The 23,764-nt window shown below is 70.9% G+C and carries 24 protein-coding genes and 1 tRNA gene; 11 read left to right on the top strand and 14 right to left on the bottom strand.

The genetic code is table 11. The features are described 5' to 3' along the window. Window positions 1-74 precede the first annotated feature (74 nt). Complete coding sequence (locus tag OG700_RS22060; protein WP_405616151.1) at window positions 75-677, top strand: flavin reductase family protein; 603 nt, start codon at window positions 75-77, stop codon at window positions 675-677. A 172-nt stretch (window positions 678-849) separates the two neighbouring features. Here the strand turns inward: OG700_RS22060 and arfB are convergent, their stop codons facing one another. Beyond that, the gene (gene arfB / locus OG700_RS22055; RefSeq protein WP_405616149.1) at window positions 850-1,281 is read right to left on the bottom strand and encodes an alternative ribosome rescue aminoacyl-tRNA hydrolase ArfB; all 432 of its coding nucleotides are present in this window, start codon (window positions 1,279-1,281) and stop codon (window positions 850-852) included. A gap of 156 nt (window positions 1,282-1,437) precedes the next feature. On the opposite strand from arfB, the gene OG700_RS22050 reads away from it, so the two are divergent. Together OG700_RS22050 and OG700_RS22045 are read left to right on the top strand one after the other, a co-directional pair. Continuing rightward, on the top strand, window positions 1,438-2,013 hold the full coding sequence (locus tag OG700_RS22050; RefSeq protein ID WP_354606872.1) for a TerD family protein: 576 nt from the start codon (window positions 1,438-1,440) through the stop codon (window positions 2,011-2,013). 180 nt (window positions 2,014-2,193) lie between these two features. Further along, window positions 2,194-2,691, top strand: a complete 498-nt coding sequence (locus OG700_RS22045) for a hypothetical protein (RefSeq protein ID WP_405621874.1) — start codon at window positions 2,194-2,196, stop codon at window positions 2,689-2,691. A gap of 318 nt (window positions 2,692-3,009) precedes the next feature. Here OG700_RS22045 and OG700_RS22040 read toward each other — a convergent pair whose 3' ends face one another. Continuing rightward, entirely contained in the window at window positions 3,010-3,732 is a 723-nt protein-coding gene (locus tag OG700_RS22040) for a pentapeptide repeat-containing protein (RefSeq protein WP_405616147.1), read from the bottom strand. 136 nt (window positions 3,733-3,868) lie between these two features. Between OG700_RS22040 and OG700_RS22035 the strand changes: the two genes are divergently transcribed. Together OG700_RS22035 and OG700_RS22030 are read left to right on the top strand one after the other, a co-directional pair. Further along, window positions 3,869-5,035: an NAD(P)-binding protein gene (locus OG700_RS22035; protein WP_405616145.1), complete on the top strand. Its 1,167-nt coding sequence runs from the start codon at window positions 3,869-3,871 to the stop codon at window positions 5,033-5,035. Between the two features lie 123 nt (window positions 5,036-5,158). Further along, entirely contained in the window at window positions 5,159-6,169 is a 1,011-nt protein-coding gene (locus OG700_RS22030; RefSeq protein WP_405616143.1) for a zinc-binding dehydrogenase, read from the top strand. On the opposite strand, the gene OG700_RS22025 is transcribed toward OG700_RS22030, so the two are convergent. The 3 genes from OG700_RS22025 to OG700_RS22015 form a co-directional block, all read right to left on the bottom strand. Beyond that, on the bottom strand, window positions 6,170-6,667 hold the full coding sequence (locus OG700_RS22025; protein WP_405616141.1) for a hypothetical protein: 498 nt from the start codon (window positions 6,665-6,667) through the stop codon (window positions 6,170-6,172). A gap of 81 nt (window positions 6,668-6,748) precedes the next feature. Then, window positions 6,749-7,273 (bottom strand): GNAT family N-acetyltransferase, encoded by a 525-nt coding sequence (locus OG700_RS22020; RefSeq protein ID WP_405616139.1) that lies wholly within the window; start codon window positions 7,271-7,273, stop codon window positions 6,749-6,751. Between the two features lie 24 nt (window positions 7,274-7,297). Continuing rightward, complete coding sequence (locus OG700_RS22015) at window positions 7,298-8,188, bottom strand: aminoglycoside phosphotransferase family protein (RefSeq protein ID WP_405616136.1); 891 nt, start codon at window positions 8,186-8,188, stop codon at window positions 7,298-7,300. Between the two features lie 189 nt (window positions 8,189-8,377). Here OG700_RS22015 and OG700_RS22010 point away from each other — a divergent pair, with 189 nt between their 5' ends. The 3 genes from OG700_RS22010 (at window position 8,378) to OG700_RS22000 (ending at window position 11,194) form a co-directional block, all read left to right on the top strand. After that, window positions 8,378-9,046, top strand: coding sequence for a rhomboid-like protein (locus OG700_RS22010; RefSeq protein WP_405616134.1), 669 nt, complete (start codon window positions 8,378-8,380; stop codon window positions 9,044-9,046). Next, window positions 9,043-10,440: an NAD(P)/FAD-dependent oxidoreductase gene (locus tag OG700_RS22005; RefSeq protein WP_405616132.1), complete on the top strand. Its 1,398-nt coding sequence runs from the start codon at window positions 9,043-9,045 to the stop codon at window positions 10,438-10,440. The genes OG700_RS22010 and OG700_RS22005 overlap by 4 nt, the downstream gene beginning before the upstream one ends. Before the next feature lie 220 nt (window positions 10,441-10,660). After that, window positions 10,661-11,194, top strand: a complete 534-nt coding sequence (locus OG700_RS22000) for a hypothetical protein (RefSeq protein WP_405616130.1) — start codon at window positions 10,661-10,663, stop codon at window positions 11,192-11,194. Between the two features lie 13 nt (window positions 11,195-11,207). On the opposite strand, the gene OG700_RS21995 is transcribed toward OG700_RS22000, so the two are convergent. Continuing rightward, entirely contained in the window at window positions 11,208-12,491 is a 1,284-nt protein-coding gene (locus OG700_RS21995; protein WP_405616128.1) for an ankyrin repeat domain-containing protein, read from the bottom strand. A 273-nt stretch (window positions 12,492-12,764) separates the two neighbouring features. After that, a tRNA-Thr gene (locus OG700_RS21990) sits at window positions 12,765-12,841 on the bottom strand. Between the two features lie 203 nt (window positions 12,842-13,044). On the opposite strand from OG700_RS21990, the gene OG700_RS21985 reads away from it, so the two are divergent. The 3 genes from OG700_RS21985 to OG700_RS21975 all read left to right on the top strand — a co-directional run bounded on the left by OG700_RS21985 (window position 13,045) and on the right by OG700_RS21975 (window position 15,555). Further along, the gene (locus OG700_RS21985; RefSeq protein ID WP_405616126.1) at window positions 13,045-14,181 is read left to right on the top strand and encodes an ABC transporter ATP-binding protein; all 1,137 of its coding nucleotides are present in this window, start codon (window positions 13,045-13,047) and stop codon (window positions 14,179-14,181) included. A gap of 196 nt (window positions 14,182-14,377) precedes the next feature. Next, window positions 14,378-14,800, top strand: a complete 423-nt coding sequence (locus OG700_RS21980; protein ID WP_405616124.1) for a hypothetical protein — start codon at window positions 14,378-14,380, stop codon at window positions 14,798-14,800. Window positions 14,801-14,838: 38 nt separating this feature from the next. Next, window positions 14,839-15,555, top strand: coding sequence for an NDP-sugar synthase (locus OG700_RS21975; protein WP_405616122.1), 717 nt, complete (start codon window positions 14,839-14,841; stop codon window positions 15,553-15,555). A gap of 206 nt (window positions 15,556-15,761) precedes the next feature. Here OG700_RS21975 and OG700_RS21970 read toward each other — a convergent pair whose 3' ends face one another. The 7 genes from OG700_RS21970 to OG700_RS21940 all read right to left on the bottom strand — a co-directional run bounded on the left by OG700_RS21970 (window position 15,762) and on the right by OG700_RS21940 (window position 23,082). Continuing rightward, entirely contained in the window at window positions 15,762-17,516 is a 1,755-nt protein-coding gene (locus OG700_RS21970; protein WP_405616120.1) for a DoxX family protein, read from the bottom strand. Between the two features lie 137 nt (window positions 17,517-17,653). After that, the gene (gene rlmB, locus OG700_RS21965) at window positions 17,654-18,604 is read right to left on the bottom strand and encodes a 23S rRNA (guanosine(2251)-2'-O)-methyltransferase RlmB (RefSeq protein ID WP_405616118.1); all 951 of its coding nucleotides are present in this window, start codon (window positions 18,602-18,604) and stop codon (window positions 17,654-17,656) included. A gap of 164 nt (window positions 18,605-18,768) precedes the next feature. Continuing rightward, the gene (gene cysS, locus OG700_RS21960; protein ID WP_405616115.1) at window positions 18,769-20,190 is read right to left on the bottom strand and encodes a cysteine--tRNA ligase; all 1,422 of its coding nucleotides are present in this window, start codon (window positions 20,188-20,190) and stop codon (window positions 18,769-18,771) included. 186 nt (window positions 20,191-20,376) lie between these two features. Next, window positions 20,377-20,781, bottom strand: coding sequence for a PPOX class F420-dependent oxidoreductase (locus tag OG700_RS21955; RefSeq protein WP_405616113.1), 405 nt, complete (start codon window positions 20,779-20,781; stop codon window positions 20,377-20,379). An 88-nt stretch (window positions 20,782-20,869) separates the two neighbouring features. Beyond that, window positions 20,870-21,400 carry a 2-C-methyl-D-erythritol 2,4-cyclodiphosphate synthase gene (gene ispF, locus OG700_RS21950; protein ID WP_405616111.1) on the bottom strand — a complete coding sequence of 177 codons (531 nt, stop codon included), beginning with the start codon at window positions 21,398-21,400 and terminating at the stop codon, window positions 20,870-20,872. Beyond that, window positions 21,390-22,136 carry a 2-C-methyl-D-erythritol 4-phosphate cytidylyltransferase gene (gene ispD / locus OG700_RS21945; RefSeq protein ID WP_405616109.1) on the bottom strand — a complete coding sequence of 249 codons (747 nt, stop codon included), beginning with the start codon at window positions 22,134-22,136 and terminating at the stop codon, window positions 21,390-21,392. The genes ispF and ispD overlap by 11 nt, the downstream gene beginning before the upstream one ends. Before the next feature lie 463 nt (window positions 22,137-22,599). Beyond that, the gene (locus OG700_RS21940; RefSeq protein ID WP_003953493.1) at window positions 22,600-23,082 is read right to left on the bottom strand and encodes a CarD family transcriptional regulator; all 483 of its coding nucleotides are present in this window, start codon (window positions 23,080-23,082) and stop codon (window positions 22,600-22,602) included. Between the last annotated feature and the right edge of the window lie 682 nt (window positions 23,083-23,764).

Genomic DNA, 23,764 nt, shown 5'->3' with positions numbered 1-23,764 from the left:
CCGGTTGGTCCTAGGACCCGGCTGGTCCTGTGGCCCGATGCGGGCATGTCACCGCCGGGGCTAGCGTGAGCGACGTGCTTCAGAAGACAACCGCCCCCCGTACCGAGGCCGCGCCTCCCGAGGCCGTCCCTCCCGAGGCCGTCCCCCATCCTGAGGGAGTGAGTAACGACGAGTTCCGTGCCGCGCTCTCCCGGCTGGCCGCCGGGGTGGTGCTGGTCACCGCGCACGACCCGGACGACGGCCCGAAGGGCGCGGACGCGGGGATGACAGCCACCGCCTTCATGTCCGTCTCCCTGGACCCACCTCTGGTGGTGGTGAGCCTGCGCACCGGCTCCCGGATGGACGACCTGCTGGACGAGCAGCCGATGTGGGCGGCGTCGATGCTCTCCGAGAGCCAGGTGTGGATCGCGGGCCGCTTCGCGATGAAGGGCCGGATCAGCGACCGGCTGCTCTTCGAGGACGTGCCCCACCGGCGCGGCGAGGTGAGCGGGGCGCCGCTGATCGACGGGGCGCTGACGGTGCTGGAGTGCCGTACGGAGCAGCGGATCGTGACCGGTGACCACACGCTCGTCGTGGGCCGGGTGCTGACGGCGTCCGTGCCGGGCGGTTCGGGGGACCTGGGACCGCTGACGTACTTCCGGGGGAAATACCGGCAGTTGGGCCAGGGGAACGACTGAAGCCGAACGCACCGGGACGAGCGGACAGGGCGGAATCGGACCGGCGCGAATCGGACCGGCGCGAATCGGACCGGCGCGAATCGGACGGGGGCGAATCGGACGGGGCGCCGAACGGCACCACGACCGCTTGCGAACGCTCCACCTACCGCCACCTACCACTCGCGCCGACCGGCTACGACCAATCCCGGCCGTTGCGCCCGCGCTTGGTCTCCGCGCGCTGCTTCTTCTGGCGCAGCCTGCGCTCGTTGATACCGCGCGGGATCTTCGTGGCCCGGCGCGGACGGGGCGGCGGGGCCGTCGCCTCGGCGAGGAGCGAGGCCATCCGCACCAGGGCCGTCTCCCGGTTGCGCCACTGCGAACGGTGCTCGGACGACCGTACGGTCACGACACCGCCCACCAGCCGGCTGGCCAGCCGCTCCAGCGCCCGCTCCCGCCACACCGGAGGCAGCGCCTCCGTCTTGGCGAGGTCGAAACGCAGCTCCACCTGTGAGTCGCTGGTGTTGACATGCTGCCCGCCTGGTCCCGAGGAGCGCGAGAAACGCCACATGAGCTCGGCCTCCGGGAGGAGGACCGAGCCGCGGATGACGTGCGTGGACCCGGACATGTGTCCATCGTCCCGTGTCCGCACAGACAAATCAAAGGCGTTAAGGAACCTCTGGGTCCTCCGTGTGCGTTATGCCGGGTGACGGTAGCTTCGGAAGCCGATCGAAGCCCGCGCACAAGCTCGTACACCTCGTACGCGACGAAAGGGACCATCCCCATGGCTGTAAGCCTGTCCAAGGGCGGCAACGTCTCCCTCACCAAGGAGGCACCGGGCCTGACAGCCGTCACGGTCGGCCTCGGCTGGGACGTCCGCTCCACCACCGGTACGGACTTCGACCTCGACGCCTCGGCGATCGCGGTCAACGCGGGTGGAAAGGTTGTCTCCGACAGCCACTTCATCTTCTTCAACAACAAGTCCACACCGGACCAGACCATCGTCCACACCGGCGACAACCGCACCGGTGAGGGCGCGGGCGACGACGAGGCGATCAACGTCAACCTGGCCGGCCTCCCCGCCGACGTCGACAAGATCGTCTTCCCCGTCTCCATCTACGACGCGGAGACCCGCAGCCAGAACTTCGGCCAGGTCCGCAACGCGTACATCCGCATCGTGAACCAGGCCGGCGGCACCGAGATCGCCCGCTACGACCTGAGCGAGGACGCCGCCACCGAGACCGCGATGGTCTTCGGCGAGCTGTACCGCAACGGCGCCGAGTGGAAGTTCCGCGCGGTCGGCCAGGGTTACGCCTCGGGCCTCGTGGGCATCGCCACGGACTTCGGCGTCAACCTCTGAGTCGCTGACCGGCGATTCGAGTCGCTGACTCGACGACGCTGATTCGACGACGCCGACTCGACGAGCGCGAGGGGCCTCCGGCTGCGGCCGGGGGCCTTCGGCGTGTGCGGCGGCCACCCGGCCCGGCCCGTCCCCCGGTGGGCGCGGACGCGTCCGCGCGGCGTCGTGACACCATCAGGCGTGCTCGACATCGGCTACTCCCTCTCCCGTCGCTTTCCCGATCCCCCGCAGACCGACTACCGCCGCGCCGACGTCCGGACCCTGCGGCACGATCTGTTCTGCGGCGATGTGTATCTCGCCGACACCAAGGCCGACCGCGAGGTGTCCACGGGCTGGGGATGGGTGCCGGTGCTGGACTTCGCCTGGGCGCTGTGCGACATCGTGGAGCGGCTCGACCGCGATCCGCGCGGCAGCCGGTCGGCCCACAGGCAGTACGCCGAGCTGGACTTCACCGAGTCGGCGGACCGCCTGCTCTTCGAGCGGCGCTTCGGCTGGGTGGACGTGGCCGCCGACTGGATGCCCGCCGACGAGGCCCCGCTCACCTTCGGCCACCGGCTGCTGCGCCGCGAGTCGCGCGACTTCCTGCACGACCTGCTGGCCGATCTCGGGGACATGCACGAGGGCCTGATGGACAACCCCATGATCTGGGACATCCAGGCCCGCTTCCCCCGCGTCTGACCACCCGCGCCCCCGCCCCCCTTTCTCCGCACCCCCTTGCCCTGACATACGCCGACATGATTCGCGATGGGCGATTCCGCGCGACCCTGTCGGACGTTTTCGGATTGGCAGGCGTACATCCGACGGAGCCGGGCAGACGCACTTCCGCCGGGACGCCACCAGGAACCAGACACCAGGTTCACCCCCCACATGGCTGAGCCCCCGGAGCACATTGAAGGCCCCGACCCACCCCCCACGGTCGGGGTCTTCCGCTTGCCCGGCCCCCCGCCCGGGCACGCCGCCCCCGCCCCCGCCCCCGCCCGCTTCGGGGAGCGGCGCTCAGCCGCCCGTCGCGTCCTCCACCCGTACGCCGATCTGCGCCGCGAACGCGGGCGCCAGATCGAGCAGTTGCGCCGTACTGATCACCGCACCGGCCAGCCGGTCGATCCCGCGGGCGATGCCCAGCTCGGCGACCGTCCGCAGGTCGACGTCCTTCATCCGTACGCCGCTGAGGTCCGCGTCCTTCAGGACACAGTCGCGGAACTCGACGCGCTCCAACTCCGCTCCCCCGAAGTCCGGTTCGGCCAGGACACAGCCCTCGAACACCACGTCCTTGAGCTTCGCCCTCCGCAGATTCAGATAGTCGATCTTGCCGCCCCGGATCAGCACCCGCTCGAACACCGCGCCGTGCAGCTGCACCCCGCCCAGCCGCGCGTCCAGCACCTCGACGTCGCGCAGCGACGCTCCCCCCAGATCCGTGCCCACCCCCCGGATGCCATCGAGAACGCAGTCGATGAAGCGGGCCCGGCCCAGATCCGTCCGGTCCAGCCCGCACTCGCGCAGCGCGCAGTCGATGAACCGGGACCCCGGGCCCTCCTGGTCCGCCAGGTCCAGTCCGCCGAACTCCTGCCCGTCGTGATCCCCGTCGGGCTCCAACTCCCCCTCGTACGGCACCAGCGGCGGCAGCCGGACCTCCGGCCGCCGCGCCGACGTACTCCTGCCGGTCGCACCCCGTTTCCGTGTCGTCGATCCGTCCGCGCCTGTCGTCGTCCTGCGAGCCATGACCCCATCGTGACGCACGCCACTGACAACGCCCCCGAATCCCGCTGTCCCCATGTCACAAACCGCACCCCCCGCTCCGTCACCTACATGGAGACCCAGCACATGCGGACCGTGCACGAGTGAAGGGGCAACAGCCATGGAGCACATCACTGTCGTCGGCGGCGGCTTCGCCGGACTCACCGCGGCCATCTCGGCGGCCGAGTCGGGCGCCCGGGTCAGCGTCTTCGAGGCGCACCACACCTTCGGTGGGCGGGCCCGCACCTCCGAGGGGCCGTACCGCGCCAACGAGGGGCCGCACGTCTTCTACCATCGCGGCCCGCACTGGGCCTGGCTGCGGCAGCGCGGTCTTCTCGGCCCGATGGCACGCGTGCCGGCCCTCGAAGCCGCCCGCCTGCGCTTCCACCGCGACGGCGCACTCCGTAAAGCCCCGCCCTTCGGGCTGCTCAGGGCGAGCCGCAGCAGGGCCGAACGGGCGCCCGTGGACGTCGACTTCCACACCTGGGCCACCGAGCGGCACGGCCACGACGCGGCCGTCGCCGCCGCCCGTTACGCCGCCGTCGTCCTCTTCCACCACGACCCGGGCTCGCTCTCCGCCGCCTTCGTCCAGGAACGCCTCCGGCGCGCCGCCACCGTCCCGCCGGAGGCGCACATCGCGGTCGGCGGCTGGAGCCAGGTCATCGACCGGATGCTCGCGCGGGCCTGGAACCTGGGCGTACGCATCGAGACGGTCGCCCGCGTCGACACGCTCCCCGAGGACGGTCCGGTGATCGTCGCGACGTCGCTCGACGCGGCCCGGCCGCTGCTCGGTGACGACAGCCTGCGGTGGGCGAGCGGGCGCACCGCCCTGCTGGATCTCGCGCTCACCGCGCGCAGAGGCGACCCGTTCGTCATCTGCGATCTCGACGCGCCGGGCTGGCTGGAGCGGTTCACCGCCGCGGATCCGTCGCTCGCACCGGCCGGTGAGCAACTGCTCCAGGGCCAGTTCCCGGTCGGCCCCGGCGAGTCCGGCACCGTCGGCGTCGCCCGCGCGGAAGCCCTGCTCGACCTGGGCTTCCCCGACTGGCGCGAACGGGCCGTCTGGCGGCGCCAGTCACTCGCCGAGGGCCGTACGGGAGCGGTCGACCCGCCGGGCACCACCTGGCGCGACCGGCCGCGCGTCGACCGGGGTGACGGCGTCTATCTCGTCGGCGACCAGGTCGCCGCGCCCGGTGTCCTGTCCGAGGTGTCGTTCAACAGCGCGATCGAGGCGGCCTCGCTGGCGCTGCTGAGGGTCGGCGGCGTACGGCTGCGGCACTCCGCTTGACCTCAAGTCCGCTTGAGGTCGGAGGCTGGCTTCCGTACACCACACCGGGACACGAAACGCCCGGACGCGACGCACCGGGCGCACCACGCACCGGGCGCACCGGATTGAACGAGGGAGCCAGCCATGCACGCCATCCGCCTCCACGCCTTCGGGCCCGCCGAGAACCTGGTCCTTGAGCGGACCGACGACCCCGTCCCCGGCCCCGGCCAGGTCCGGATCACCGTCGCCGCGGCCGGGGTCCACCTCCTCGACACCGCCCTGCGCGAGGGCATGACGGGGCCGTACCCCACCCCCGCCGAACTGCCCACCATCCCCGGCCGTGAAGTGGCGGGTACGGTCGACGGACTCGGTGCGGGCACCGACCCGAGCTGGCTCGGCAAGCGCGTCGTCGTCCATCTGGGCATGGTCCCCGGCGGTTACGCGGAACTCGCCGTCGCCGATGCCTCCCGGCTCCACGAGATCCCCGACAACCTCGACGCCGCCGAGGCCGTCGCCATGATCGGCACCGGCCGTACGACCATGGGCATCCTCCAGTTCACCCCCCTCGGCCCCGGCGACATCGCGGTCGTCCCCGCCGCCGCCGGAGGCATCGGCACGCTGCTCGTCCAGTACGCGAAGAACGTCGGCGCCACCGTCGTCGGCCTGGCCGGCGGCCCCGCCAAGGTCACGCGCGTCACCGAGAACGGCGCCGACATCGCCGTCGACTACACACTGCCCGACTGGCCCGAGACGGTCCGCGCCCACCTCGACGGCCGCTCCGCCACCGTCGTCTTCGACTCCGTCGGCGGCGCGACCGGCCGCGCCGCCGTCGACCTCCTCGGCAAGGGCGGGAAGCACATCGTCTTCGGCTGGTCCGGAGAGGGACTGCACGACGGCGAGCCGCTGAGCTTCACCGAGGAGGAACTGGCGGCGCGCGGCATCACCTCCGAGGGTGTCCTCGGCCCCGTGATGGTCCAGAAGGCGGGCGGGGACATACGCGTACTGGAGGACCGGGCCCTGGCCGAGGCCGCGGCGGGCCGCCTCCGCCCCGCCGTACAGCGCTTCCCGCTCGCCGACGCGGCCCGCGCGCACCGGGCGATGGAGACGCGCGGCACGATGGGCAAGGTGGTCCTGGAGCCGCCGCTCGGCGCGTGATCAGGCCGGCGGCCGGCCGGGCGCCTTCAGGCGCTCGGCCAGCCGGTCGAGGCCGCCCTTGATCAGCTGCCCGTACCCGTCGTCGCCCAGCGTCCCCACCACGTCGAGCCCGCGTGCCAGGTGCTCACGAGCCAGGTCCAACTCACCGAGCCGCCGGTACACATCCCCCAGATTGAGGTGCAGCGACGGGTAGAACGCCGCCACCGGACCCGCCACCCCCGCGAGCCGCGCCCGCTCGTCCGACACCAGGTCCGCCGCCTCCAACGCCCGCAGGTCCCAGACCAGCTCCTCCCGGGGATCGTCCTGGACATCTGCCATGGAGTGGGCCAGCGCGCATATGTGGAACGGGTCGCCGTCCGCGCCCAGCCGGTCCCACACCCCGGCGAACACCCGCCGGGCGGCCTCCCGTTCACCACGCTGCCCCAGCTCCATGCCACGGCCGATCTCGGCCATCACGGGATCGGGCTGTTGGATCGTCTCGGACACGGTCTCGGACACGAGGTCCCTCCAGAAAAGTCGGCGCCATCCGCACTCGTCACCGAGCGTAGGGGCACCCACTGACAACGCCCCTCACACCCCTCACACCTCGGGCGCACCAGCCGCACCGGGCTCACGGGTGGCACCGGGCTCATGGGTGGCACCCAGCGCCGCCAACTCCCCGTCCGTCAGCCGGAACACCGTCCACCCGTCCTGCGGCCGAGCCCCCAACGCCCGGTAGAACGCGATCGACGGCTCGTTCCAGTCCAGCACGGACCACTCCAGCCGCTCGTACCCGCGCTCCACGCAGATCCGCGCCAGCTCCGTCAGCAGCGCCTTCCCGTGCCCGCCCCCGCGCAGCTCCGGACGGACGTACAGGTCCTCCAGATAGATGCCGTGCACCCCGCGCCAGGTCGAGAAGTTCAGGAACCACAGCGCGAACCCCGCCACCACGCCGTCGTCCGTCTCCGCGATGTGCGCGTACGCGGCGGGCCGCTCCCCGAACAGCGCCTCGCGCAACCGCGCCTCGGTCGCCCGCGCCTCGTCCGGGGCCTTCTCGTATGCCGCCAGCTCTCGGATCATCGCGTGGATCACCGGAACGTCAGCGGCCGTCGCCGTACGAATCATGACCACAGCCTGCCCTTTCGGTGGCTACCGCGCCAACAGCGCCCGCGCCACGGCCGCCTGCGTCGGCGACAGCGCCCCCTCGCCCTCCTCGATGTCCCACAGGAAGTTCTGAAGCACCCGCCCCAGCGTCCACGCCCGCGCGCACGCCCGGTCCAGCCCCATGACCTCCGTCATCAGGTCGAACCTCCACAGGATGTCGCCCGCGTCGAACCGGTTGACGAGGGCGGGCAGCAGCTCGAACCCCGGATGGCCCGCCAGCGGCTTCGGGTCGATCGCCAGCCACGGCTCACGGGCGTCACCCCCGGCGGGCGCCAGCACGTTCCCGAAGTGCAGATCCCAGTGCAGCAGCCGGTCGCCCGGCTCGCCGGCCACCTCACGTACCGCCGCCGCGCAGTCCCGGAGCAGCCGCCGCTCCGCGCCGTCCGCGAGCGACCCCGCCCGCACCGGCGTCTCGTCCAGCATCGCCGCCGCGATCCCGCCCAGCCCCCGCATCCCCGCCGGCGCGGGCAGCGCCGTCAGCCGGGCCAGCAGCCCGGCGACGACCGCCACCCCGTCCCCTACGGGGACGCCGTTCAGGTCCCGTGCCGCGTCCAGCCGTTCCAGCAGCAGCGTGCCCGTCTCCTCGTCGTACTCCAGCACCCGCACCGCGCCGTCGCCGTCCCACGCCCGCAGGGCCACCGGCTCGCCGGCCGTCTCCTCGTCGAGGTCCTGGAGCTTCAGCACGGCGGGCGTACCGTCCGCCCGCGCCACCGGCAGGACCAGCGCGCACATGCCGTGCATGGCCGGACCCGTACGCCGCAACTCCCACCTCCCAAGAAAGTCCGCCGCACGCGCCGGGAGCGCGGCGATGAACGCACGCCCCCGCGCACCCAGAAGCCTCGACTGCGTCCTCGCCAACTCCGCCGGAATCTCCATCGGCCGAGCCTACGAGCGCGTCCCCGGAAGCTCGACCGCGTTTCCCGACCGCGTTTCCCGACCACATACAAGACCACGTACGAGACCCCATGTCGGCACGCACGCGTTCCCGCACGCACGCGACCCCCGCGCAGCTCGCCCGGAATGTCGATCCCGTCGAAGCACCCGCGCCCGTGGGTGAATCACCCCATGCGCCGCCATCTCCGCAAGGCCGCCCACACCGTTCGGGTCTGGATCAGGACCGCCCCCGGCACCTACCTCTGGCTCGCGGCCCTCTTCATCACGACCGTCGCCCTGCACCACATGTCACCGCAGTTCCAGGAGGAGTTCCTGCGCCGGCGCTCCACCAACCTCGACCAGCTGGCCGACAACCCCCTGCGCGTGCTGATCGCCAGCGCCTTCTGGATCGACGGCGGCGCATGGCTCCCGTACGCCGCCCTCTACACCGTCTTCCACGCCCCCGCCGAACACTGGCTCGGCACCCTGCGCTGGCTCGGCACCGCCGTCGCCGCGCACGTCGGCGCCACCCTCATCAGCGAAGGCATCCTCAGCTGGGCCATCCACACGGGCCACGCGCACGAAGCCGCCAGCGACACCCTCGACGTGGGCGTCAGCTACGCCCTCGCGGGCGTCGTCGCCGTCCTCACGTACCGGATCGCCCCGCCCTGGCGCTATCCGTACGTAGGAGCCGTCCTCATCTTCTACGGCGTCCCGCTCATCGCGGGCCCCGACTTCACCGACATCGGCCACTTCACCGCCGTCCTCATCGGCCTCGCCTGCTACCCCCTCACCCGGGGCCGCCCCCGTGCCCCGGACCTGGACACAAGTACGAAGAGCGGTGTACGAACACCCTCATGAGCAGCAGCACCATCAACGGCGGCATCTCCTTCTGGTACGCCCAGGACGGCATACCGGCGCCCCGCGAACCCCTCCCCGGCGACACGACCGCCGACGTCTGCGTCGTCGGCGGCGGCTTCACCGGCCTGTGGACGGCCTACTACCTGAAGAAGGCCGTGCCCTTCCTCAACATCACCGTCCTGGAAGGCAAGTTCTGCGGATACGGCGCCTCCGGGCGCAACGGCGGCTGGCTCTACAACGGCATCGCCGGCCGCGACAGCTACGCCCGCAAGTACGGCCACGACGCCGCCGTACGCCTCCAGCAGGCCATGAACGGCACCGTGGACGAAGTCGTACGCGTCGCCGCCGACGAGAACATCGCCGCCGACATCCACCACGGCGGCGTCCTCAAAGTCGCGTACACCCCCGCGCAGCTCGCCCGGCTCAAGGACTTCCACACCACCGAGATCGCCTTCGGCGAGAGTGACCGCACCCTGCACGGCGCACGCGAGACCGCCGAGCGGGTACGGGTCACCGGAGCCGTCGGCTCCGCCTGGACCCCGCACGGCGCCCGGCTGCACCCCGTCAAACTCCTCAAGGGCCTCGCCGCGGCAGTCGAAGCGCTCGGCGTCACCATCCACGAGTCGACGCCCGTCACCGACATCAAGCCCAAACACGCCGTCACCCCGTACGGCACCGTCCGCGCGCCCTACATCCTGCGCTGCACCGAGGGCTTCACCGCCGGCCTCAAGGGCCGGCGCCGCTCCTGGCTCCCCATGAACTCCTCGATGATCGCCACCGAACCGCTGCCCGCCGCGGTCTGGGACACCATCGGCTGGGAAGGCCGCGAAACCCTCGGCGACATGGCGCACGCCTACATGTACGCCCAGCGCACCGCCGACGACCGCATCGCGCTCGGCGGCCGGGGAGTCCCGTACCGCTACGGCTCCCGCACCGACAACGACGGCCGCACCCAGAGCGCCACCATCGCCGCCCTGCGCGACATCCTGGTCCGCCTCTTCCCCACCACGGCCGGCGTCCGCATCGACCACGCCTGGTCTGGCGTCCTCGGCGTCCCCCGCGACTGGTGCGCCACGGCCACCCTGGACCGCACCACCGGCCTCGGCTGGGCAGGCGGCTACGTCGGCTCGGGCGTCGCCACGGCCAACCTCGCGGGCCGCACCCTGCGCGACCTGATCCAGCAGGACTCCGGCCAGGGCGGCCCCACGGACCTCACGGCCCTGCCCTGGGTCAACCACAAGGTCCGCAAGTGGGAACCGGAGCCCCTGCGCTGGCTCGGGGTCCACACCCTCTACGCGGCCTACCGCACGGCGGACCGCCGGGAAGCCACCTCCAGCACCCCCACGACCCACCCCCTGGCCCGCGCGGCGGACCGCGTCTCGGGCCGCCACTGACGCGCCGGGCGGCCCGGTCCCGCCCAGGGCTGTCGGTGTCCCGTCGTAGGCTCCTGAGCGGGCGCGCGACCAGCGCGAAGACGTGACAGGAACGTATCGGAGACGGGTTGATGCGGCACACGAGTTGGCACGCGGCGAAGCTGCCGAGCACTCTGGTCCGGCGAGGACCGCGACCCCCGGCAGGGCGTCCAGGACCGGTCCCGGCGCACCGAGGCGCCCGATGACCGCCCGCGCGGGGGAGACGTTCCGGACCCACCGGGCCGTGTCCGACATCGAGGCGCTGCTGGCCCTGCCCCTGCCGTCGGCAGGTCCGACCGTCAGCGAGGGCGAGCCGGACACCGGGGAGTGGACGGCGACCGCCGGCGAAGGCTTCCGCCTCGTCCCGCTCTGGGAAGGCGACTCCCTGACGGGCGTATACGGACCGGAGTGGAATGACGCGGAGGAGGCGGCGGAGCAGCACCTGGCCGCGCTGGTAACGGAGTTGGACACCCGCTGGGGTGGCCACCGGCCGGTGTCCATGCGGGTGCCGCTCTTCCGTCACCAGGCGGCGGACCCGATGCCGCCGCTGTTCCAGGCGCTGTGTGACGAGGACTGCTACGGCGATCTCGCGGTCTGGGGCCCGGTCACCGCCGAGCCGGACGCCGGCCGGCGGTGGGTCGGGATCTCCGTCAACCAGAGCGACGGCGACGCCCCGATGATCATCGTCGCGGTGGTCAGCGGCGCGCCGGTCACCGAACTGGACGAACGCCCCTGACCGACGGCACGCGCTACTCCCTCAGTCGACGGCGCACCTGGGACGGGCGCCGTCCTCCCGCAACGTCGTAGGCCGTCCTGCCCGCCGAATCCGTACGGTCCCGGTCGGCTCCCGCCCCCAGCAGCCGGTCGACGATCCGGGGGAACCCGCGCGCCGCGCCCGTCATCAGCGCGGTCCTCCCGCCGTCGTCACAGGCATCCACCTCGGCGCCACGTCGGAGCAGCATCTCAACCAGTTCGAGGTGGTTGTCAGAGCAAGCGACAGCCAGTGCCTCGTCGCCGCGGTCACCGAGCCGTTGATTGACATCGAAGCCCCGGTCCAGGAGATGGCCGGTCGCCGCGATCCGGTTGTGCCGGACCGCATACCGCAACAGGCTTGCCCGCGGCTCCAGTTCCGCCCCAGCCGCGACCAGTCGGCACACGATGTCCAGATGCCCCTCCCGCACGGCGTTCTCCAGCGGAGTCGGACCTTCATGGGCAGTCAGTTGGGCACCGCGGCTGAGCAGTGCGTCCACCGTGGACATCCAGCCGCGTTCGGCGGCGAAGCCCAACGGGGTCTGACCGCGGACTCGGCTCACGTTCACCTCGGCACCCCGCTCGATGAGCGCCTCGCTGAGTTCGCGGTGGCCCGTCATCGCGGACAACACCAGCGGGGTGACGTCCTGTCCCCGGATGTACGGATCCGGAATCGGGCCGTCCACCGGTATACCGCCGTCCAGAAACGCCCGCACCGCCCCGAGATCACCCCGCACCACAGCACCGGCCAACGCCGCCGCCGGCTCAACCTCCTCCGCATCGGCCGCTGTTGACACGCCCTCGGGATCCGCCGACCGAGGTGCCGCGCCGGCCCCCGACGAAGGCTCATCCGGCAGCGCGTGCTTCCGCAGTGACTCATGCAGCTGGTACTTCGCCACCACCTCGTCCGCCGTGCGGTGCAGCAGAGAACGGTCGTCGTAGAACACCTGAAAGGTGTCGTAGCGTTCATCGATGTGGGAGAGGGCCAACATTTTGGTCCAGTCGAACATGTCGTCGTCCCGCTCCGGCACCGGGGCCCGGAGCACATCAAGCATGATGTCGTCCACGCCGTCGCCTGCCTGCCGGCATGCCGCCAGTATGTATCCCATGACCAGCCGCTGTGGCCACGTCTTCAGGGACCAATATGTCTCTGGGAGGTACTCTCCTTCACCTTCCCAGGACAGATTCTCGACTACGTCGTCCACGTAGCTCCACTCCACGTCATTGACGACGTCCATCACCATGTCGTAGCAGTAGCCGTGCGCGTCCTCGTCGCCAGTCACAGGACAACCCAAGCACCCACCACTGACAATCACCGTCCACCCGCCCGAGTACCCCACCCACCCGCGCGCCGCCCCTTGGCACGACAGCCCTCGCCAAGGACGCCGCGCAACGCAGGGGAGACACGTTCTTCCCCAGCCCGGAGCCCACCACAGAACCCGCGACTGAGACCAGAACCGAGACCACCGACAGCCGCGCGGTACACCCTCGACGGCGCCAACGCGTCCGCTGAAGGCGAAACCCCAGCTCGGACGCGGTCCTGACCGGGGTTCCTGTGGAGCCCCCTGTCGGATTCGAACCGACGACCTACGCATTACAAGTGCGTTGCTCTGGCCAACTGAGCTAAGGAGGCGTGCGGGAAAACTATAACCGGCACGGGTCACAGGTCGGCCGGGAATTTCGTCTCCTCACACCTACTGACAGATCTTGAAACGCGGGGTAACGTCACCGTGAGTTCACTCAGGTGGACTAGACCCTTCCTCCACTGTTCGGCGGAGGACCCTCCTTTACTCGGATCGTCCGGCACGTTCCTGCCGGTGAAGGGACCACATCACCATGGCCACTGTTCAGTTCGACAAGGCGACCCGCGTCTACCCGGGTTCCACCAAGCCCGCCGTCGATCAGCTTGAGCTCGACGTCGCGGACGGCGAGTTTCTCGTGCTGGTCGGGCCTTCCGGCTGTGGCAAGTCGACCTCCCTGCGCATGCTCGCGGGTCTTGAGGACGTCAACGGCGGAGTCATCCGCATCGGTGACCGCGACGTGACGCACCTGCCGCCCAAGGACCGGGACATCGCGATGGTGTTCCAGAACTACGCGCTGTACCCGCACATGTCGGTTGCCGACAACATGGGCTTCGCGCTCAAGATCGCGGGCATCAACAAGGCCGAGATCCGTAAGAAGGTCGAAGAGGCCGCGAAGATCCTCGACCTCAGTGAGTACCTGGACCGCAAGCCGAAGGCGCTCTCCGGTGGTCAGCGCCAGCGTGTGGCGATGGGGCGCGCCATCGTGCGTGAGCCGCAGGTGTTCCTCATGGACGAGCCGCTGTCGAACCTCGACGCCAAGCTCCGTGTGTCGACCCGTACGCAGATCGCCTCGCTCCAGCGCCGTCTGGGCATCACGACGGTGTACGTCACGCACGACCAGGTCGAGGCCATGACCATGGGTGACCGGGTCGCCGTCCTGAAGGACGGTCTGCTCCAGCAGGTGGACTCGCCGCGCAACATGTACGACCGTCCCGCCAACCTCTTCGTCGCCGGCTTCATCGGCTCCCCGGCCATGAACCTGGTCGAGGTGCCGATCACCGACGGTGGTGTGAAGTTCGGCAACAGCGTCGTCCCGATCTCCCGTGAGGCGCTGTCCGCCGCGGCCGACCGCGGTGACAGCACCGTCACCGTCGGCGTCCGTCCGGAGCACTTCGACATCGTGGAGCAGGGCGGCGAGGCCGCCAAGTCGCTGTCGAAGGACACCGAGGACGCGCCGGCCGGTCTGGCCGTCACCGTCAACGTCGTCGAGGAGCTGGGCGCCGACGGTTACGTCTACGGCGACGCGCAGGTCGGCGGCGAGCACAAGGACCTGGTGGTCCGCGTCAACGGCCGTGCCGTTCCCGACAAGGGCGCCAAGCTGCACGTCGTGCCGCGTCCGGGCGAGACGCACGTCTTCGCGTCGTCCACGGGCGAGCGCCTGAGCGACTGAACGTAAGAGCGTACTTACGGCCCCGCACTTCGGTGCGGGGCCGTTTGCGTATGCCGCTCAGGCGGACAAATACCCCGGCACACCGGCCATTTCGAATCGTGTACGTCAACACCCGATTCGAAAAGACCTGTCGAACCGTCCCTCGGCCGAGTGACTAAATGTCGCCAAATCATCACTGACCGCTACGCTCGCCTGCGTGACCCACACAGCCCGCCGAATCGGCCGAACTCTCGCCCTCGTACTGCCCGTCGTCCTCGTACTCTCCGGAACCCTGGCGGTCGCGACCGTCCCGTGGGCGGCGAAGAACTCCGACGCGCAGATCCTCACCGCCTCCTCGGACAAGGCGTCCGTACGCGCCAAGTCCCGTGCCCCGCACGACGTTCTCCGCGACAAGCTGCTCGTGGAGCTTCGGGAGAAGGACCCGGGTATCGCCCTGACCCACCTCCAGCGCCAGATCGAGGAGCGCCCCTCGCTCGCGAAGCACTGCATGTCCCTGGCCCGCGCGCTCGGCCGTGCCGCTGTCGCGCAGTACGGTCCCACCCGCGCGCAGTCGTTCTCCCGCCCCGTCTGCGACACCTCGTTCGCCTACGGGGTCTCCCAGCAGACCGCGGGGAGCTGAGCACCGGCTCCCCGGCCGGCCCGCCTATCGTTCACGGCATGATGACGTTTCCGACGCAGGCCGTGGTCCTCGCGGGCGGCCAGGGGTCGCGGCTGCGGCCGTACACCGACGACCGTCCCAAGCCGATGGTCGAGATCCCCGGGACGGGGACCCCGATCATCGGCCATCAGCTTGCCTGGCTGGCCGCCGAGGGCGTCACGGACGCCGTTGTCTCGTGCGGCCATCTCGCCGAGGTGCTCCAGGAGTGGCTGGACACGTCACAACTCCCGCTGCGTGTCACGACCGTGGTGGAGAAGGAACCGCTGGGGCGCGGCGGTGGCCTCAAGTACGCCGCCGCCCGGCTGCCGGAGCCCGGGCAGTCCTGGTACGCCACCAACGGTGACATCTGGACCCGTTTCTCGCTGCGTGAGATGGCCGCCTTCCACGCCGAGCGCGATGCGATCGCGACACTGGCCCTCGCCCGGCCGCGGATCCCCTGGGGCGCCGTGGAGACCGACGAGTTCGGCCATGTGCTGGACTTCATCGAGTCGCCGCCGTCGCCGTATCTGATCAACGCCGGTGTGTACGTGTTCTCGTCGGCGTTCGCGAATCTGCTGCCCGAGCGCGGCGACCACGAGCGGACGACCTTTCCCCGGCTGGCGCGCGAGCGGCGGCTGGCGGGCTTTCCACTGCCGCAGGGCGCGTACTGGCGCGCCATCGACACCGCGAAGGACCTCACGGAGGCGGCCAAGGAGCTGGCCGCCGCCGCGCGTTGACGTCCGCGCGTTGACCTCCGCGCGTTCGTATCGGCGCAAACCGGTTCTGGCGGGTCCTGACGGCTTCTGACGGGTGCCGGGTGACCTCGGGAGCCGTACCGGACGTCCCAAGCCCGCAGACGGGCACACAGCACGCGTACGAGGGCGGCCACCCGATCCCGCCGGGTGGCCGCCCTCGTACGCGCTGCTGCGCCGCGTCGGCCTCGTCAGCCGAGCAGGCCGCCGATCGGGTTCTTGGCGCCGCCTCCGCCGCCGGTGGACGAGCCGCCTCCGCCGCCCGTCGTACCGCCGCCGTCGCCTCCGCCGCCCGTGGTGCCGCCACCACTACCGCCGCCGCCCGTCGTACCACCGCTCGTGGCGGGGCCGCCCTGGCTGCTCGACGGCGGGGGTGCCTGCTGCGACGTCCGCGAGGGCGCCTGGCCGGTGCCCTGGGACTGGCTGGGCTGCCCGCCCGCGCCGGTCCGGCCGGGCTCGCGGGCCGGGTCCTGGCCGGGCTTCGACCGCTCGGCCGCCGGGCCGCTGGTCTGGCCGGCCGTCGGCGCGGCGCTGCCGCCGTTCTGCCGGGCTTCGCCGGTGGGCGTGCCGGACGCGCCGCTCTTGCCGCCGGACTTCTGCGGGAGCGGCGATCCGGGCAGCTGGTTGACCGGGTTGTTCGGTCCGGGCACGGTCACCATGTCCGTGGACCGTACGGCGCCGCCGAGCATGGAGCCGATGAGCAGCGTCAGACCGATGACGACGGTCGCGACGACCGCGCCGCGGCGCAGGACGCGGCGCCGCAGGTCCCTGAGGTGCGAACGCGGGCCGAGCTTGCGCCAGGCCTCGCCGGCCAGGCGTCCGTCCACCGAGTAGACGGGGGCGCCCGCGATGATCAGCGGGGACCACGCGGCCAGGTAGATGATGTCGGGCGCGTCGTAGACGGGGACGGTCCGCCAGCTGACGGTGAGGATCAGCGCGGCCGAGAGCAGCGCCCCGAAGCAGGCGGCGAGCCGCTGCCAGAGGCCGAGGACGGTGAGCACCCCGGCGACGACCTGGAGGAACGCGACGCTGAGTCCGGCGCCGACGGGGTGCGAGAGGGCGAAGTCGCGCAGTGGTTCGGCGAGCGCCCACGGCTGGAGCGAGCTGAGCCAGGTGACCATGGAGCCGCGTTTGCCGCCGTCGAAGTAGACGGGGTCGCAGAGCTTGCCCATGCCCGCGTAGATGGAGATGAGGCCGAGGAAGACGCGGAGCGGCAGGAGCACCACACCGAGGTTCATGCGGCGGCCGGGGTAGTAGGCGTGCCGTACGGCGGCCTCGGCCGCCGAGATGTCGTGCCGTCGTCCGCGCGGGTCGTCGTCGTAGTCGGGCGGCCCGTCGTGGCCACGGCCGTCGTAGTCGCGGTCGTAGTCCCGCTCGTACTCGCGGTCGTCACGGTCGTCGTGCCCGCCGCGGTGACGTGCGCCGCCCGCGCCGTACGTGTCGTACTCCGGTGCGTCGTACGCGCCCACGGCCTGCCGCATGGGAGGCAGCAGCGGGGTGTCGGACCCGCCGCCGCCCAGCGGTACGCGGGGGGTCGGCATGGTGTCGTCGCCCAGGTCGATCCGCGGGATGACCTGGGTGGAGCCGGCGACCCCCGGTCGGTGGGGGCCGCCCGGGGCTTCGGCGAGGGCCGTGCCGGCGGCTGTCGCGGAGGAGTTCCGTACGGCCTGGAGGAGCCCGGTGGCTCCGAGGTCGCCCGGTTCCGACCTGCCGCTCCAGACGACGGGGGCCCTGCGGCGTGCCGCGCCCCCTCCGCCGCTCATCGCGGGGATCCGCGCGGTGTCCGCCGTGGCGCGTGCGGGGCTGGGGCGCTGGCTCGATGCGAGCTTCACCCGAAAGCTGGCGTGGTTCACGATGACCTGCGCGGGATCGCAGTCCACCTTGACCATGCTCAGCGGGGGCTGTTCGTCGAACCCGGGCCGGGGCGTTCTGGTGTCCACACTCATCTAACCGAGTGACTTGTGTTTAGGACACTGCCTTGACGACCGGTAAATGTCCGAGACCCGTCAAGAGCGGCGGGATGGGGACATCCGTACGAAGGTGACCCCCGCCCGGCCGGGCGAGGGTCACGGCGGCCGGCTGCTCAGGCGCGTCGGCGGGCCGCCTCGTACAGCACCACACCCGCCGCGACACCCGCGTTCAGCGATTCGGCACCGCCCGGCATCGGAATCCGCACCCGGTAGTCGCAGGTCTCGCCGACCAGCCGGGACAGGCCCTTGCCCTCGCTGCCGACCACGATCACGGCCGGGCCGCCGAGCGCCGGAAGGTCGCCGACCTCGAGCTCACCGTCGGCGGCGAGACCGACGACGGTCAGGCCCGCCTTCTGGTAACCCTCCAGCGCGCGGGTGAGGTTGGTGGCGCGGGCGACGGGCGTACGGGCGGCGGTACCGGCCGAGGACTTCCACGCGCCGGCGGTCATCCCGGCGGCGCGCCGCTCGGGCACGACGACGCCGTGACCGCCGAAGGCGGTGACGGAGCGGACGACGGCACCGAGGTTGCGCGGGTCGGTGATGCCGTCGAGCGCGACGATCAGCGGGTCCTCGCCCGCGTCGAAGGCGGCGGCGGCCAGGTCCTCCGGGTGCGCGTACTCGTACGGCGGGACCTGGAGCACCATGCCCTGGTGGTTGAGGCCGTTCGTCATACGGTCCAGCTCGGGCCGGGGGGCTTCCATCAGGTGGATGCCACCGCGGTCGGCGGCGAGCTGGAGGGCCTCGCGCACGCGCTCGTCGTTCTCGATGTACTGCTGTACGTAGAGCATCGTCGCCGGTACGCCGTCGCGCAGCGCCTCGAAGACCGGGTTGCGGCCGACGACCATCTCGCTGGTGCCCTTGCCGCCGCGCCGGGCGACCTGGCGACGGGCGGTCAGCTTGGCCTTGGCGTTGGAGGAGCGGTTCTGCACATGGCCCTTACGGGCGGACGCGGGCGGCGTCGGGCCCTTGCCCTCCAGGCCGCGGCGTCGCTTGCCACCGCTGCCGACCTGCGCGCCCTTCTTGTTGGACGTGCGGCGGTTCCTGCGTTGGCTGTTCCCGGCCATGACCTACCTGTTTCGTTGCTTTCGTCGGTTCGTGAGAACTTCACTTCGTTCACGTGAGTGTGCCGCCCGGCGGCCGGACAGCACAATCGAGGCCCCGGTCGAGGCCCCGTGGCACCCGGTCCGCCCGGCGCCTCCTCCTCAGGAGGCCGTCGCGTTCGACCCGCTCAGCGCGGGCCCAGCGTCCACCGCGGGCCGGACGGGCCGTCCTCGATGACGAGTCCGGACTGCTGGAGCTGGTCCCGGATGGCGTCCGCCGCGGCCCAGTCCTTGCGGCCGCGCGCCGCCTCGCGCTGGTCGAGCACCAGCCGTACGAGGGTGTCGACGACCCCGTGCAGGCTGTTGCTCTGCCCGTCGGGGCCGCTGTCGCCCGCGCCCGCTCCCGTCCAGTGTGCGTCCAGCGGATCCAGACCGAGAACACCCAGCATCGCGCGGACCTCCGCGAGGCGGGCGACGGCCGCTTCCTTGTCGTCGGCGGCGAGGGCCGAGTTCCCCTGCCGGACGGTGGTGTGGATGATCGCGAGGGCCTGCGGGACACCCAGGTCGTCGTCCATCGCCTCGGCGAAGGCGGGCGGCACCTCGCCGGCCGGCTCGACGGTGTGGCCGGCCAGTTCGATGACGCGCTGGACGAAGCCCTCGATCCGCCCGAAGGCGGACTCGGCCTCGCGCAGGGCCTCCTCGCTGTACTCGATCATCGAGCGGTAGTGCGGTGTGCCGAGGTAGTAGCGCAGGACGATCGGCCGCCAGTGCTTGACCATCTCGCTCACCAGGACCGAGTTGCCCAGCGACTTGGACATCTTCTCGCCGCTCATCGTGACCCAGGCGTTGTGCAGCCAGTACGCGGCGAACTCGTCGCCGTACGCCTTCGCCTGCGCGATCTCGTTCTCGTGGTGCGGGAAGACCAGGTCGAGGCCGCCGCCGTGGATGTCGAAGGCGCTGCCGAGGTACTTGTGCGCCATGGCGGAGCACTCCAGATGCCAGCCGGGCCGACCGGGGCCCCAGGGGGTCTCCCAGTACGGCTCGCCGGGCTTGGCGGCCTTCCACATCGCGAAGTCGCGCGGGTCGCGCTTGCCCGTCTCGCCCTCGCCGGAGGGCTGGCGCAGGTCGTCGATGTCCTGGTTGGAGAGCTGGAGGTAGTCCGGGTAGGACCGCACGTCGAAGTAGACGTTGCCGTCGCTCGCGTAGGCGTGACCGCGCTCGATGAGGCCGCGCATCATCTCGATCATCTCGGGGATGTGCCCGGTGGCGCGCGGCTCGTAGGTGGGTGGCAGGCAGCCCAGGACGTCGTAACCGGTGTTGAAGGCGCGCTCGTTCTCGTACCCGATGGCCCACCAAGGGCGGTGCCGCGCGGCCGACTTGGCGATGATCTTGTCGTCGATGTCGGTGACGTTCCGTACGAAGGTCACGTCGTAACCGCGGTAGGCGAACCAGCGCCGCAGAATGTCGAAGTTGAGCCCCGACCTGATGTGCCCGATGTGCGGTGCGGCCTGCACGGTGGCGCCGCAGAGGTAGATCGAGACACAGCCCGCGACGAGCGGGGTGAAGTCACGGATCTGCCGGGCGCCGGTGTCGTACAGCCGAATAGTCACGCGACAAGGGTAGTGCGCCCGGAGCAGTGCCCCGGGCCCCTTGGGGCCACGGGACACCGAAGCGTGACGTTGGACGCCTCCGACGGCCCTCGTCACGGCGCCCGCACGGCGGTCCGGGCACTGCCCGTCATCGGACAGCGCCCGGTGACGGACAGGTGGCGGTGACGGGTGACGTCACGGGTGGTGTCACATGCGGCCGACGACCTTGCGCGGGGTGATCCGGACGATCACGCGCTCGCCGTCCTGGCCCGCGTTCGGGTTGTACTCGCGGTACGACTTCCCCACGTACTTCATGGCCAGCTCGTCGATCAGCTCCTGTCCGCCCTCCGTACCGAGGGTGGCCGACCCGCGGATCTCGGCGTACGTGTACGGGGCGTCGAAGGGCTGGAGCATGACCGTCACCCTCGGGTCGCGCCGCAGGTTCGCCTCCTTACGGCGGCCGACGGCCGTCGAGATGAGGATGTCGTCGCCGTCGCGCTTCACCCATACCGGCGACACCTGGGGGCTGCCGTCGGGCTGGATGGTGGCGATCGCGACGAAGACGGGACTGTCGAGAAGCTCCTTGAGCTTCTCGGAGAGAGCGACTGCCATTGATGCTGCCTTCCTCAGGAGGGATGCGCTGCGGTACGCGTACCCCGCGATGCTTCCTCAACCGACGCCGGGCGCCAGGTATTTCGGGTCAGCCCGCGCGTACCAGCAGCGCCGTGGCGATCGCGGCCAGGCCCTCACCGCGTCCCGTCAGTCCCAGGCCGTCGGTGGTCGTGCCGGACACCGATACGGGCGCGCCTACGGCTTCCGACAGCGCCTTCATGGCTTCGGCGCGCCGCTTGCCGATCTTCGGCCGTACGCCGATGACCTGGACGGCGACGTTGCCGATGACGAAGCCTTCGGCGCGGACGATTCTGGCCGCCTCCTTGAGGAGGGTGACGCCCGAGGCGCCGGACCACTCGGGCCGCGAGGTGCCGAAGTGCGCGCCGAGGTCGCCGGCGCCGGCCGCGGAGAAGAGCGCGTCGCAGGCCGCGTGGGCGGCGACGTCGCCGTCGGAGTGCCCGGCGAGGCCGTAGCCGTCGTTCTCGGGGCCGTCCCACAGCAGGCCGGCGCACCACAGTTCACGCCCGGCCTCGAAGGCGTGCACGTCGGTACCGATGCCGATCAGCGGCAGACCGGCGGGCGCGAGTCCGGGCGCGAGTCCGGTGGGCTCAGAATCCATCGTTGGCCCTCCTGCGGGCGAGTACGGCCTCGGCGAGCACCATGTCCAGCGGCCGGGTCACCTTGAACGCCTCCGCGTGGCCGGGCACGACCACCACGGGCTCCCCGAGCTGTTCGACGAGCCCGGCGTCGTCCGTGGCGCCCTGGCCGGCCGGTGGCACGGCCAGGTGCGCGCGTACGAGCGTGTCCCGGTCGAAGCCCTGCGGGGTCTGCACGGCGCGCAGCCTGGCCCGCTCGGGGGTGGCGACGACGGGCTCGGGCTGGTCCTTCTCCCCGGGCTCGACCTCTTTGACGGTGTCGGCGAGCGGCAGGGCGGGGACGACGGCGGGTGCGCCGGCCCGTACGGCGTCGACCACCGCGTCCACGGTGTCGACCGGCACGAGCGGCCGGGCCGCGTCGTGGACGAGGACGGTGGTGATGTCCTCCGGCAGGGCCTCCACGCCGAGCCGGACGGACTCCTGGCGGGTTCCGCCGCCGGGCACCACGAGATAGTCGGTGCGCGCGGGCAGCGAGTGCTCGCCGAGGAGCAGCTTCACCGTCGCCGCCTCGCCGGGCGGGGCCACCACGACCACGAGGGAGACCGCGCGGGAGGCCGCCATGGCCCGTACCGCGTGGACCAGCATCGGCGTGCCGCCCAGCGTACGGAGCGCCTTGGGGGCGCCGGGGCCGAGCCGTATGCCACGGCCCGCCGCGGGGATCACGGCGGCGGTGCGGTGTGGGCTCGATTCGTCTGACATCGGTTGCACTCCGGCAGGTTTGTTTCCTCGGCCGACATGGGTATGGCCCCAGCGTGCCGGGCGCGGCGCCTTGACCGGACCCTTCCGTGACACTGGTTGAGCCCAGCTGCGCCAGCTGCCCGGGCCCGGCACACCAGGATCGGGCACAGGCGCATGTGTCGGATGCGAGTACGGATACGGATACGGGGATTGCGGAAACTCGGTTGTGACGGGGCGTCACAACCACGTAGATCTTAGGGCCAGTTCAGGTTCGCGAATCAGGCCCGTGAAGAGATTCCGCCGAAGATGTTCCGCCGCCGGGATCCCGGGCGTCCCTGGGCATGCCGCAGTGCCCGGCGACGCAGCATGGAAATCACTGCTGGTCAGCGGGCACCGCGGCATTGATGCATGGTCCTGTTTCACGCCCGACGGCTGATCAACGACGGCTGATCAACAGAGTCGGGACGTCCGGGTCAGGACCCGGTCAGGACGCGAGGACCTCGTCGAGCAGAGCCTCGGCCTTGTCCTCGTTCGTGTTCTCCGCGAGAGCCAGCTCGCTCACCAGAATCTGGCGCGCCTTGGCGAGCATGCGCTTCTCACCTGCGGAGAGTCCACGCTCTCGCTCCCGACGCCAGAGGTCACGGACCACTTCGGCGACCTTGATGACATCGCCGGAGGCGAGCTTCTCAAGGTTTGCCTTGTAGCGCCGGGACCAGTTCGTCGGCTCTTCTGCGTACGGCGCCCTCAGTACTTCGAAGACCCGGTCCAGCCCATCCTGACCGACCACATCGCGCACTCCGACGAACTCCGCATTGTCCGCCGGGACACGAACCGTCAGGTCGCCCTGGGCGACCTTGAGCACCAAGTAGGTCTTGTCCACGCCTTTGATCTGACGAGTTTCGATAGCCTCGATCAGCGCGGCCCCGTGATGGGGATAGACCACGGTGTCGCCAACCTTGAACGTCATGTGACAGGTACCCCTTCCGTGGCTATCCAGGGTAACACGGGAACGGCTTCTTCTGAATGGCGTTTTCGCAGGTCAGGGCACATCTCGGGGCTTGACAACAGCAATGGGAACGTGCTGCGAACGGCTTCCGGAAGAGGGTATTCGCAGGTGGGAGGCGCTGCGAAGCAGGGCGGAAACACATCCGTTCCGCCGCCCGGAACCCCATCCCGATGGGCCGAACGTCCGCATTTGTCGGGTTCCAAGGGCTGAACTTCCCCTGCTCCGTTCGGATGTCGATCACACGTACGGACGGAAGTGCGAACCCAATCCGAATTTGATCACCAGGGGTTTCTGAAGCTATCCGGCGCTATTCGTAAGGAATGTGTGTCGAGCCGGGGAATTGATCACCGGATTTATGTGAACGGCGTACTAAACATGCTGTCCACACTTACTTCAGGCGTCACTCCCGTCCCGCTTCCGGTCCCGGTCCCGCTTCCCAGCTCGCTTCCAGGCCCGCGTCCGGTCCCGATTCCATGCCTCCGCCGAGAAGGACGGACAGGAGCCGGCCATGGGAGCCGCCGCGCGCCGGGCGCCGTTGAGGGCGGGTCGGGTGCGACGGCGTGACGGGGGCTCGGTAGCCTGGGCCCGCTGAACCATCGCTGATCCGTCCTCAAGCCTGTCCGTACGTCAAAGGAGTTGCCGC

Source organism: Streptomyces sp. NBC_01508, assembly GCF_045040315.1.
Taxonomy (GTDB): domain Bacteria; phylum Actinomycetota; class Actinomycetes; order Streptomycetales; family Streptomycetaceae; genus Streptomyces.
The sequence above is the reverse complement of the archived record's forward strand: the minus strand, read 5'-3'. Positions and strand labels throughout refer to the sequence as shown.

Coding starts and splice junctions, on each gene's coding strand:
- arfB (WP_405616149.1), bottom strand. CDS start 1,281: ATGTCCGGGTCCACGCACGTCATCCGCGGCTCGGTCCTCCTCCCGGAG.
- OG700_RS22050 (WP_354606872.1), top strand. CDS start 1,438: ATGGCTGTAAGCCTGTCCAAGGGCGGCAACGTCTCCCTCACCAAGGAG.
- OG700_RS22040 (WP_405616147.1), bottom strand. CDS start 3,732: ATGGCTCGCAGGACGACGACAGGCGCGGACGGATCGACGACACGGAAA.
- OG700_RS22035 (WP_405616145.1), top strand. CDS start 3,869: ATGGAGCACATCACTGTCGTCGGCGGCGGCTTCGCCGGACTCACCGCG.
- OG700_RS22030 (WP_405616143.1), top strand. CDS start 5,159: ATGCACGCCATCCGCCTCCACGCCTTCGGGCCCGCCGAGAACCTGGTC.
- OG700_RS22020 (WP_405616139.1), bottom strand. CDS start 7,273: ATGATTCGTACGGCGACGGCCGCTGACGTTCCGGTGATCCACGCGATG.
- OG700_RS22015 (WP_405616136.1), bottom strand. CDS start 8,188: ATGGAGATTCCGGCGGAGTTGGCGAGGACGCAGTCGAGGCTTCTGGGT.
- OG700_RS22010 (WP_405616134.1), top strand. CDS start 8,378: ATGCGCCGCCATCTCCGCAAGGCCGCCCACACCGTTCGGGTCTGGATC.
- OG700_RS22005 (WP_405616132.1), top strand. CDS start 9,043: ATGAGCAGCAGCACCATCAACGGCGGCATCTCCTTCTGGTACGCCCAG.
- OG700_RS22000 (WP_405616130.1), top strand. CDS start 10,661: ATGACCGCCCGCGCGGGGGAGACGTTCCGGACCCACCGGGCCGTGTCC.
- OG700_RS21985 (WP_405616126.1), top strand. CDS start 13,045: ATGGCCACTGTTCAGTTCGACAAGGCGACCCGCGTCTACCCGGGTTCC.
- OG700_RS21975 (WP_405616122.1), top strand. CDS start 14,839: ATGATGACGTTTCCGACGCAGGCCGTGGTCCTCGCGGGCGGCCAGGGG.
- OG700_RS21970 (WP_405616120.1), bottom strand. CDS start 17,516: ATGAGTGTGGACACCAGAACGCCCCGGCCCGGGTTCGACGAACAGCCC.
- rlmB (WP_405616118.1), bottom strand. CDS start 18,604: ATGGCCGGGAACAGCCAACGCAGGAACCGCCGCACGTCCAACAAGAAG.
- OG700_RS21955 (WP_405616113.1), bottom strand. CDS start 20,781: ATGGCAGTCGCTCTCTCCGAGAAGCTCAAGGAGCTTCTCGACAGTCCC.
- ispF (WP_405616111.1), bottom strand. CDS start 21,400: ATGGATTCTGAGCCCACCGGACTCGCGCCCGGACTCGCGCCCGCCGGT.
- ispD (WP_405616109.1), bottom strand. CDS start 22,136: ATGTCAGACGAATCGAGCCCACACCGCACCGCCGCCGTGATCCCCGCG.
- OG700_RS21940 (WP_003953493.1), bottom strand. CDS start 23,082: ATGACGTTCAAGGTTGGCGACACCGTGGTCTATCCCCATCACGGGGCC.